The 10847-nt window shown below is 56.1% G+C and carries 10 protein-coding genes; 7 read left to right on the forward strand and 3 right to left on the reverse strand.

Annotated features, from left to right (window positions below; all coding sequences use genetic code 11):
* Positions 1–174: 174 nt before the first annotated feature.
* The 5 genes from AB1724_19650 to AB1724_19670 are packed head-to-tail and all read left to right on the forward strand — an operon-like array spanning position 175 to position 3988.
* Entirely contained in the window at positions 175–636 is a 462-nt protein-coding gene (locus AB1724_19650; GenBank protein MEW6080032.1) for a response regulator, read from the forward strand.
* 46 nt (positions 637–682) lie between these two features.
* Entirely contained in the window at positions 683–2416 is a 1734-nt protein-coding gene (locus tag AB1724_19655) for a methyl-accepting chemotaxis protein (protein ID MEW6080033.1), read from the forward strand.
* A 51-nt stretch (positions 2417–2467) separates the two neighbouring features.
* Positions 2468–2983 (forward strand): chemotaxis protein CheW, encoded by a 516-nt coding sequence (locus AB1724_19660; protein MEW6080034.1) that lies wholly within the window; start codon positions 2468–2470, stop codon positions 2981–2983.
* A gap of 23 nt (positions 2984–3006) precedes the next feature.
* Entirely contained in the window at positions 3007–3438 is a 432-nt protein-coding gene (locus AB1724_19665) for a response regulator (GenBank protein MEW6080035.1), read from the forward strand.
* A gap of 19 nt (positions 3439–3457) precedes the next feature.
* Positions 3458–3988, forward strand: coding sequence for a chemotaxis protein CheD (locus AB1724_19670; GenBank protein MEW6080036.1), 531 nt, complete (start codon positions 3458–3460; stop codon positions 3986–3988).
* A gap of 26 nt (positions 3989–4014) precedes the next feature.
* Here the strand turns inward: AB1724_19670 and AB1724_19675 are convergent, their stop codons facing one another.
* From AB1724_19675 to AB1724_19685, 3 genes are all read right to left on the reverse strand, one after another.
* Positions 4015–5151 carry a hypothetical protein gene (locus tag AB1724_19675; GenBank protein ID MEW6080037.1) on the reverse strand — a complete coding sequence of 379 codons (1137 nt, stop codon included), beginning with the start codon at positions 5149–5151 and terminating at the stop codon, positions 4015–4017.
* Positions 5141–6892, reverse strand: a complete 1752-nt coding sequence (locus AB1724_19680; protein ID MEW6080038.1) for an EAL domain-containing protein — start codon at positions 6890–6892, stop codon at positions 5141–5143. The genes AB1724_19675 and AB1724_19680 overlap by 11 nt, the downstream gene beginning before the upstream one ends.
* Positions 6893–7113: 221 nt before the next feature.
* Positions 7114–9753: a glycosyltransferase gene (locus AB1724_19685; protein ID MEW6080039.1), complete on the reverse strand. Its 2640-nt coding sequence runs from the start codon at positions 9751–9753 to the stop codon at positions 7114–7116.
* Between the two features lie 90 nt (positions 9754–9843).
* Between AB1724_19685 and AB1724_19690 the strand changes: the two genes are divergently transcribed.
* Both AB1724_19690 and AB1724_19695 read left to right on the forward strand, forming a co-directional pair.
* On the forward strand, positions 9844–10128 hold the full coding sequence (locus AB1724_19690; GenBank protein ID MEW6080040.1) for a hypothetical protein: 285 nt from the start codon (positions 9844–9846) through the stop codon (positions 10126–10128).
* Between the two features lie 153 nt (positions 10129–10281).
* Positions 10282–10704 (forward strand): MarR family transcriptional regulator, encoded by a 423-nt coding sequence (locus AB1724_19695; protein MEW6080041.1) that lies wholly within the window; start codon positions 10282–10284, stop codon positions 10702–10704.
* The last annotated feature ends 143 nt before the right edge of the window (positions 10705–10847 follow it).

Raw genomic sequence — 10847 nt, forward strand, 5'->3', positions numbered from 1 at the left:
TAAAACTTACCCTGTGTCATGCCACACATGTGTGCCGGCACACCTCCGACTGTTGGCACACCTTTCCTCCCGTAATCACCCGCATAAAACAAATAAGATATTATAATTCAATATGTTGAAATTTTATTGGGAACCGGCACGGTTGTTGCTCAAACGGTATATACGGTAACAGCAATGAACATAGAAATGATAACTCACCTGGAAGATGATGACATGGATCAGGGCATAAACAAGGAGCACAAAGGCAGCGTTCTGGTTGTGGATGATGAAGAAGGCATGCGTTTTACACTCAATCACTATCTGACCCAGGCCGGGTACCGGGTCCGTCAGGCCGCCGATATCGCCGAAGCGGTACTGATCGTCGCAGAGGAACGGTTCGATGCCGCCATCATCGACCGCGTTCTCTCCAACGGACGGAACGGACTCCACCTGTCAAGGATCATGCGGGAGATCATGCCGTCCTGCAAAACCATTCTGGTTTCCGCCTGGCCCACGGTAGATTCCGCTATTCAGGCCATGCGATATCAGGTGTTCGGCTACCTTTCCAAACCGATCAGAAAGGACGATCTGCTGGCAATAATAGAGCAGGCCTTGCGCACGGATATCAGAGAGCAAAAACACGCATTTGGTAAATAAAGCAGGAGAACGGGAACGGAAAACCCATTTATCGGAGGAAAAGTTCATGAGACTTTCAGACATGAGAATCGGCAGAAAACTGGCCATCGGGTTTCTGGTGGTGGTAGCCATCTTCGGCGTGGTGGCATTTTATCAGATCCACAAGATGACGGCTCTGGGGATTCTTCAGGATCAAGGCGCCCAGCGTTCCAGAGACTTAAAGCAGATCATGGATACGATGGAAAATCTGGACGGTGTTTACACCGTCATTAGCAATTCCGTCATTAACCGCAACCTGGAAGAGATGAAAAACGAATGGCAGGAAGTCAGAAAAACGGCCGCGGACGATATCAGGAAAATCCATGATCTGGCTGATACGAATCAGGAAAAGGAGCAGGCCGGCAAGTTTGAAAACAGGTACGGTGAATATCTGACCGTCTATGAAAGTGAAATGCTGCCGGTTCTTGAGAATTTGAACCGGGCGGAAGGGGAGGAGGCGGACTCCCTGGTCCGGCGGATCCGGGATATCAACGGCCGGATCGACGCAGTGCGTGACGCGGCGGATGACGATCTCAAGAAAATGATCGCCTCTCTTGAAGCCGAAGCCGTTGAGTCGGACGTTCTTTTTGACGACACCCGCAGGGCGACCATCCGTAACGCCATCATCATCAGCATGATCGGCATTCTGGTCGCCGTTGCCATCGCCTACTGGATCACCCGTCTGATTACCGCCCCTCTGCGGGAATCGGTGGCCGTGGCCAACCGGATATCCCAGGGTGATCTGACCGTTGATATTCAGGTGAACAGCAGGGATGAAACCGGAGAGATGATGTCGGCCATGAAGAATATGGCGATTAAACTCAAAGAGGTGGTGGCCGAAGTCCAGGCGGCGGCCGAAAACGTGGCTTCCGGCAGCGAGGAGATGGGCTCTTCGTCGGAGGAGCTGTCCCAGGGGTCAACCGAGCAGGCCTCTAACCTGGAAGAGGTTACCTCCAGCATGGAACAGATGGGATCCAACATTACTCAGAACGCGGACAATGCCGCCGAGACCGAGAAAATCGCCCGGCAGGCGGCCCTGGACGCGGAAGAGGGGGGTCGCCAGGTACAGGATACGGTCCGGGCCATGAAGAATATTGCCGAGAAGATCTCCATCATCGAGGAGATTGCCCGGCAGACAAACTTGCTGGCTTTAAACGCGGCCATAGAAGCGGCCCGGGCCGGTGACGCCGGCAGAGGGTTTGCCGTGGTGGCGGCCGAGGTCCGGAAACTGGCTGAGCGGAGTGGTCTGGCCGCCAAGGAGATCGGCGAGCTGTCCTCTACCAGCGTGGATATTGCCGAAAAGGCCGGCAAAATGCTGGAGAGAATGGTGCCCGATATCCGCAAGACCGCCGAGCTGGTTCAGGAAATCAGCGCCGCCTCCAAGGAGCAGACCGCGGGAGCGACCCAGATCAACGCCGCCCTTGCACAGCTTGATCAGGTGGTGCAGCAGAACGCCTCCTCGGCCGAAGAGGTCTCGTCCACGGCCCAGGAACTGGCCAGCCAGGCCCAGCAGCTTCAGAGCACCATGGGCTTTTTCAATGTCAACGGCAACGGCGCCAGAAAGCTGGCGGCCGGTCATCGGTCCATTGCACGGGGCCATGTTTCTACCGGCGGCGCTGTTGAAGACGGCATCCGGGGCCGGTTGCCGGCCGCTTCCCGTCTGACTGCCCCAAAAAGGACATTGGACAAAGGCAACGCCGCCCATGTGTTCCTGGCGGGTAATGCCGAAGACGCGGCTGATCATGAGTTTGAACGGTTTTAAACAGGCCGGGGCGGGTAACGCCCGTCCCCTTGACCGGACGGAGGACACAACATGAAAGACATTGGCAATTCAAACAATACTTATCTGACCTTTTATCTGGACGGCGAGATGTTCGGTCTGAATATTCACATGGTCCGGGAAGTCCTGGAGTATACCGCCATCACGCGGGTGCCCATGACAGTTGATTTTATGAGGGGGGTCATCAACGTCCGGGGGCGGGTGGTCCCGGTCATGGATCTGCGCCGCAAGTTCAGCCTGCCCGCGACCGCGCCCACCATACAGACCTGCATCATTATCGTCGATCTCAACGTCGACGGAGAATCATCGATTCTGGGGGCCCTGGTCGACGACGTCCAGGAGGTACTCGACATCCTGCCGGATCAGATCGAAGCCGCGCCCCGCCTGAGCGGAAAGATCAACCGGCAGTTTATTCATGGCATCGGCAAGCTGGGCGATCGTTTCGTGATGCTGCTGGATATGCGGGCGGTGTTCTCCCTGGAGGAACTGAACGCCATAACGGAAATCAATCACCAGGAGGAATCCTCCCGGCAGGCGATCTGCGCCTGAGTCAGGTGACAGGAGGGTTATGAATGAAAAAAATTCTTATCGTCGATGACAGCCGTTCGATCCGCCAGAGCTTTATCGACATTCTCTCTCCACTGGCGGCCTGCGAAGAAGCCGTCAACGGGCAGGCAGCGGTCGACCGGGTCAAGCAGCGACTGAATGAAGGCGGCCGTTTTGACCTGATTTTTATGGATATCATTATGCCGGAAAAAGACGGCCTGGCCGCCGTCAAGGAAATCAGGGATTTTGAAATAAGTCTGGGCCGTACCGGCGCCGGGCGGTTAAAAATCATTATCGCGACCACCCTTCAGGACCCCTCACGCATCCTGATCGCCCAGTATGACTGCGGGGCTGACGGGTATATTACCAAGCCGTTTACAAAAGAGACGGTCATGCAGACCCTGCGTAACAACGGGTTTGCCTTTGGCATCCGGCGCCTGCAGACGGTTAATCAGTAACATGAATGGGACTGTTGATATGAGAAACGGAAACGCGGTTCAGATGATCCAGAGGAGTGACCTGCCGGGACCGGCCATTTTCCTCAAGCAGGGCGAATACTATATTTCCGGCGCCGGACCGGCCCTGGTCCGCACCGTCCTGGGCTCATGCGTTACGGTTACCATGCATTGTCCGGTTCAGAAAATCGGCGGCATGACCCATTCGCTGCTGCCTTATCCCCTGCCCGGAACGGTCGCTCCCCGGGGCCAGCATGGCCGGTTTGTGGATGCCAGCGTCCGGTATGTATTTGACCGGATGATGTCCCTGGGGATCAGCAAAGACACGCTGGAAGTAAAAGTCTTCGGCGGTGGTCAGTTGCTGACGAGTCTTTCAGGAAGATCGTCCGACATGGAGATCACCATCGGGCGGCGCAACGTGGAAACAGCCCTGAACGTTATCCGCGAACTGGGCCTGTCGGTGACCGCCACCGATGTCGGCGGCAACCTGGGACGCACCCTGATCTTCTATCCTTACCTGGGTGATGTCTGGGTGAAGAAAATAGTGCGATGAAGCCCATCGTCCGGGATCAGCTGGCGTTATTGATCCGCAGGGTTCTGGGCGGATCCGGCAAATGCCGGCCTTTCCAGGAACCGCTGGCAGAAAACCCGGGCGACAAGCTCATGGCCCAGGGCGCTCCAGTGGGAATCGCCGGGGATAAAAAGCAGGTCGATCATGCTTCTTGATTCCTCGGGGTCCGGGCCGATGAAGATCGGAAAATAGTTGATGAATTTAACGTCGTGCCGCCGGCACCAGTCGCCCCAGTATGTCGCCTGAATGGAGTTGCGGTCGTTTTCCCGGACGTGGACGGGCCAGGGATAGACCGCCACCGTCAATTTGATACCGCGGCTTTCCAGCAGCGTCTTGAGCCGGTTCATGTAAAGCGTCATTCTTTCAAGTCCCGGGCGGCCGTGCTTATCCAGCAGGTCCGGATCGACGGTCCAGCGGCCGGTTTCCCAGACCGGGCCGGTGGAAAAATCCATCAACACTTTCAGGTAACGGCTCAAGGAGTCGACCACCCGGTCTTCCCGGATACGCTCCAGAATTTTTTTTCGGGTTTCCTTATCCGGAAACAGACGGCTCTGCACATTTTCTTTTTCATCCAGGTAGTAGGACTCGGTTTCATCCCGGACGTCTGAAATGTCAAGAAACACGACCACTTCATCGACATTCAGGCCGACGGTTTCCAGCAGGTATTTGGTCTTGCGCCAGTAGATGACGGGAGAATAGGAAACGGCGGCGGCGTTCAAGACTTCCACCTGCCGGTCGCGCAGGGTGTCGCCGATGAGGCCGACAAAGGTGTTCTCATAATCGACGCCGATGCCTTCGGTAAACGAGTCGCCCATGAAAAGAATGCGATACGTGTCGCTTTTCAGGGGAACCCGGCGGATCGCGGCGTCCCGGAATCCCAGGGAATTGGTCCGCAGCCGGTAGGTTATCGGTCCCCAGGTCGCATCGTCGATGGAGCGGTTTTTTGACAGGCCGTGATGAAATACCGGCGACGCTTCCCGGTAAGTGAACGCCGCGTCCAGAATATCTTCTTCCTCCACGGGGGCGAACCCGATCCGATAAATGGAGAAAATGACGGCGCTGCCGGTCAGGACGCCGAGAAGGATAACGGCGGCCAGAGTTATCAGGGGGTGCTGGTCAAAGCGGGTGGGCCGGTCAGATGTCATAGACGTGTTCCGGCGGGGTCGGCCGGCCGAACAGGAATCCCTGCCCGTAATCACAGCCCAGATCCACCAGAAACTTCAGCTGATCTTCGGTTTCGATGCCCTCGGCCATGACCTTCCGGTCGGTTTCATGGCACATGGTGATAATGGCTTTGACCAGGGAGGCGCTGTACCGGTCCTTTAACATGGCATGAACAAAGGACTGGTCGATTTTGACGATATCGATGGGAAGATTCTGCAGCAGGCTCAACGATGAATAGCCGGTGCCGAAGTCATCCAGCAGGATCGTGATCCCTTCGTCGGCCAGGGCCTGCAGTAGTTTGCGGACCTCTTCGATCTGCCGGGTGGCCACCCGTTCGGTGATCTCGATGCCGATCATGGAGGAGTCCACTCCATATTCCCGGATGGTCGCCATGAGTTCCTCGAGCATGACCGGATTGTTCAATTCGTAAATGCAGCAGTTGATGGTCTTCTGGTTGATGGGCCGGCTTTCCTCGCGCCAGGCGGCGATCTGTTCACAGACGCTTCGCTCCACGCGCAGCCCCACGGTCCGGATCAGGCCGGTGCGTTCCAGCACGGGGATGAAGTCGGACGGGGAGATGAGGCCTTTTTCCGGATGGTTCCAGCGCAGCAGGGCTTCCATGCCGATGACTTCGCGGGTTTTCAGGTTCACCTGGGGTTGGTAGAAAATGAGGAACTGATTTTCCTCGATGGCCTTGCGCAACTCCTGGGCGATGGAGAAGCGGGTGGACAGCATGTCGTCCTGGTCGCTGTAGCGGTGGGGCCTGATGCTCAGGGATTCCTTGGCGTAATACATGGCCACGTCCGCCTGTCGCAGGAGTTCCTCCTTGGTCTGGGCGTCCAGGGGGTATAGGCTGAATCCCACGCTGACCTCCTGGAAAATGGCGCTTCCCAGGATATTAAACGGCTTGTTTTTAATGTTGTTGATGATTTTCTGCCCCAGCGCCCAGGCGCCTCTTTCCAGGTTGACGCCTTCCCCCAGAACCACGAATTCGTCACCGCCGGTCCGCGCTACGGTATCGCTTTCCCGGACCGACTCCTCCAGGCGCCGGGCCACGCCCTTGATCAGTTCATCCCCGGCGGCGTGCCCCATGGTATCGTTGATGTCCTTGGTCTGGTTCATGTCGATGACATAAACCGCCAGCAGGGAACCATAGCGGTAGGCCCTGGCAATGGCCTTTTCGAAGCGGTCGTTGAGCAGGGAACGGTTGGCCAGGCCGGTCAGCGGGTCGAAGTAGGCTTTGCGGTGCAGTTCGGTTTCCAGCTCCTTCTGGGGGCTGATGTTCCGGACGATTCCCCGGAATCCCACTTTTTCGCCTTTTTGATTTTTGATCAGGGTGATGGAGGCATTGACCCAGATCTGCGACTTGTCTTTCCGCGTCAGCCGCCAGTCGAACCCGTTGGACGGCTGTTCGGTCCGAAACACCTGATTAAACGTCTGGTAGACCAGTTTGGCGTTGAATTCGTCCAGGTATTGACGGTTGTTCATGCCCATCATCTCTTCTTCGGTATAGCCCAGCATCTCGCACATCTGGGGGTTGAAGAAGGTGAAGTTTCCTCTAAAGTCAACTTCGTAATAGGCATCCTGGATCCTTTCCAGAATGGTTTTATAACGCTGTTCGCGTTCCCGCTGAGTTTCGGCGTCCTGTTGATGGCGGGCGGCTTCCCGCCGCAACAGGCTGATCTCCCGCTCCAGTTCCGCGTAAGTGGGTTTTCTGTTCATCGCTGTCTTTTTCAGGGTTAGATGTCTGGATCGCGCCGCTTCTGTTTTCAGGACCCCCCACTATATGATGGAAAACAGAAACCGGAAAAGGCAATCACACACAATTCAATTATTTGAATATATTAATATATGCCGGTAACGGACGCAAATGTCAATTTGAAAAGTTCATCCCCTCGCCCCCTCGCCCCCTTGGACCCTGGACCCTGGCCCTTGACCCTTTTTTACGTGTCCGATTTGAGGGGGATTTGCCCGGTCGGCGCGGACAGGGGTTTGCCTGCTTTTCGCATGGGCAGGGCGTTGGTCAGTGATACAATCAGGGTTGCCAGGTACGGCAGCGACTGGATCAGCAGCACCATCGACCAGAGCTTGGCGCTGGTGTTCTCATACGGTTGACACAGAATAACGCCGGCGGACACCATCCAGAGCAGCACGACGATGCCGGTCTCTTCGGTGGCGGCCGACAGGGCGTTGAACAGGGCCGGCCGGTTTCCCCCCTTCGGTGTTCTGAAAAAGGGCATTTCCGAACTGAACATGCCTGTCAGGATGGCCTTGGAAATGGTATGAGACAGGGCCAGTCCGGCCAGTGCGGCGGCGAAGGTTTCCAGGCGCGTGGACTTGATCCGCGTGCGGTACAGGTAGGTCAGTTTCATGATTTTGAAACAGAACAGGGCCAGGGGCGGAAACATGAAAATGGCCAGTGGCGGATCCACATGCCGGGGGTCGAGCATCATTAACACAGACCAGAGAATGGCCCCGAAGGTGTAGAACAGGTTCAGGCTGTCGGAAATCCAGGGCAGCCACCCGGCCACGAAGTGGTAGCGCTGACCGATGGAAAGATGGGTGGTCTTTTCTTTCGAAAACAGGGCCCGACGGTGACGCTTGAGAATCTGAATGGCGCCGTAGGCCCAGCGGTACCGCTGCCGCTTATAGTCGGTGAAGGTGTCGGGGATCAGGCCCTTGCCGTAGCTTTCCTCGACATAGGCTCCTTGAAAACCATGTTCCATGATGCGCAGGCCCAGTTCGGCGTCTTCGGTGATGCACCATTCGGCCCAGCCACCGATTCGCTTCATGACCGAGGCCCGGATCATGGTCATGGTACCGTGCTCGATAATGGCGTTACGGTCGTTCCGGGTCACCATGCCGATGTGGAAAAAGCCCCTGTACTCCGCATAGCACATGGATTTGAAGAGGCTCTCGTCGCCGTCACGGTAATCCTGGGGCGCCTGGACAAAGCCGATGCCCGGATCGTCCAGGATGGGCACCAGGTCCATCAACCAGGAGGGCCTCACCTGGTAGTCGCTGTCGATGACCGCCACGATCTCGGCGTCCGGCGTCATGTTGGCCAGAGCGAAATTAAGTGCTCCGGCTTTATAGCCCCGCAGGGGGTCGACATGGAAGAACCGGAACCGCTCTCCCAGGGCCTGGCAGTAGTCGGCCACCGGCTGCCATTTGGCGGGGTCCTTGGTGTTGTTGTCGATAATCAGGACTTCAAAATTCGGGTAGTCGAGTTGAGACAGGCTGTTTAAGGTGCCCTTGAGCATATCGGGCGGTTCATTGTGAACCGGCACATGGATGGACACCTTGGGCAGGCGGCCGGGTTTGGTTCCCGGCGGTTTGATCACCTGGCTGAAAAAACGTCGGCGCCGCTTGACCCACGAAGTTTCCACCCATTCATGGGCCTCGATCAGTATGACCAGGTTGATGCCGAAGAATCCGATGGCCAGGACGATGCCGACGATCACCGTAGTCGGCGTCAGATATTGATTGGCGTAGTCATATCCGATCCAGACCAGGCTGATGCCGAAGAGGTGAGCGACGGCGGCCAGAAAGCTTTTACCGCGGCCTTTGATGGTGTTACTGTCAAACAGGAGTACCAGGAAGGTCAGGAAGGCGACCAGGATGGAACCCCCGGCCAGCAATCGCCAGTGGGGCTTGGGCACCACGGGCTCGGTAAAGGCGAACTTCTGGTTCCGAAAAACATCAAAAACGCCCCAGTAGGCCCCGACCGATCCTTCCGAGTCCTTTTTCCAGGGTTGATCAAAGGCTTCCATTATATAATAATCATAATCATTGGCGTGGGCCACGGCCAGGTATCGCCGCAGGAAAATAGCCTCGTTGGCTTCCGAGGCCACGGAGCTTTTGCGGGTCCGGCCGTTGCTGGGCCAGCCCACTTCCGCCATCAGAATGGGCTTTCTGGGGAATTTCTCCTGCAGCATTTTATAGGTCGCTTGAATATGGCCGATGGCGCCGTCCAGGTGGATGCCTTCCCAGTAGGGCAGAAAATGGGCGGCAATGAAATCCACATGCTTGGCCAGAATAGGATTGGCGATCCATACGTTCCAGGGTTCGCCGGTGCTGACGGGAATTTTCAGTGATGATCGGACTTGATCCAGATAGACGCAGACCTCCCTGGCGGTCAACTCACCCCGGAGAAGCGCTTCATTACCGACGATGACCCGTTTGACCGTGTCTTTGTTGGCTTTGCAGATGGCGATCAGTTTGCTGATCTCTTTTTCATTGTCGGCGGGGTCGGCGGTCAGCCAGGCACCGAGGGTCACCGTCATGCGGTATTTCTTGGCCAGGGCGGGGACCTCGCCCAGGGTGCCGGCGACGCCGTATGTTCGTAAGGAACGGACCTGCCCCTGGAGCCGGGCGATATCCTCTTCGATTTCCGCCACGGAGGGATAGATGTTGAGCGAAGGGTCCTGATTGACGCGGATGGGCGAAAAAGACATTCCAGCCACCGACGGGGGCCATGGCGGCTCCGTGGAAGGACGATTGGTGAGCGCCCAGAAACCGAAGGTGAGAACGGCAAATGCCAGACCGACCGAAATGTTGATAAAGACGTTTTTTCTTTTCATAACGTTATACCCTGCGCCTCCACGGGAGCTTTTATAACCTTTTGATGTGAATCATTATTTATTATAGCATTATCTATCGTATAAGGAAAAGTGAAACCGGAAAAAGAAGTTGGGGGTGTTCAGGTGAGAACAAGTGAAGCGTTGTTGACCTTTCTGGGTTTCATGCCGGTCGCTTTCCAGGGCGTTTGTGCCCCGTCCTTATCCTTCACGTTGATGAAAGGATGGGGTTATCTATCAGAAGGGGAAGACCCTGTCAACAGTTTTCCGGGCCTGAAACGTGCAGAGACCGAGCCGGCCGCCGCCGGCCGGAATACTGCGGTTTGCTTACTTCCGGTGGTGTTCCATGACAACGTCGCCCGCCTGCTGGGCCTGTGAGATTCTTGCAACTTCTCAACTTCTCAATGCCTCAACCCCTTCCCCCTGCTCCTTGAACCCTATAACTTGAACCATGAACCTTTTTCCCATTGACAACCTGATTTAGGCGGTTCATATTGTTCGTATGCTAACTAAATAGAAAAGGCTTCACTGATGATAACGGACGGCAGTCAGTCCCCGGAATGCATGATTTTTCTTCTTTCCAAGGCTTACCAGAAAGGGCACGCCCTGGTGAAAAAGCGGTTGCTGCCGTATGGCCTTACCAATATCCAGTATGTGATCCTGGAGGCATTGTGGCTGGCTGACGGCCTGTCCGCCGTGGAGCTGGGCGCCGTCCTGGCCATTGACAAGGCCACGCTGTCCGGAGTCCTGGAACGGATAAGCGAAGGCGGCTGGATAGAAAAACGAAGCGACGACCGGGACCGGCGCGCCATCCGGATTTTTTTGACGGAAAAAGCCAATCGCATGAAGGAGACACTTCAGAAGGAGCGGCAGGCAGCCAATGATGAGCTTCTTTCGAAGTTCACCATTGAAGAAAGGGTGCTGCTGCGGCGGCTGCTCAAGGATATATCGTAACTACCCTGGAAGGCTAAACAGGCTGTCTCGCAGCCTTCCTATATATTTTTGACTTTTTGCGATCCGATTTCGTTAGTTGATCGCCTGCTCTTTGAAAATTTGTTTAAAACATCTCCGACGCCAGGCTTTTTTGCCGCTGGGAG

It is taken from the genome of Thermodesulfobacteriota bacterium (assembly GCA_040753795.1).
In the GTDB taxonomy this organism is placed as follows: Bacteria; Desulfobacterota; Desulfobacteria; order Desulfobacterales; family Desulfosudaceae; genus JBFMDX01.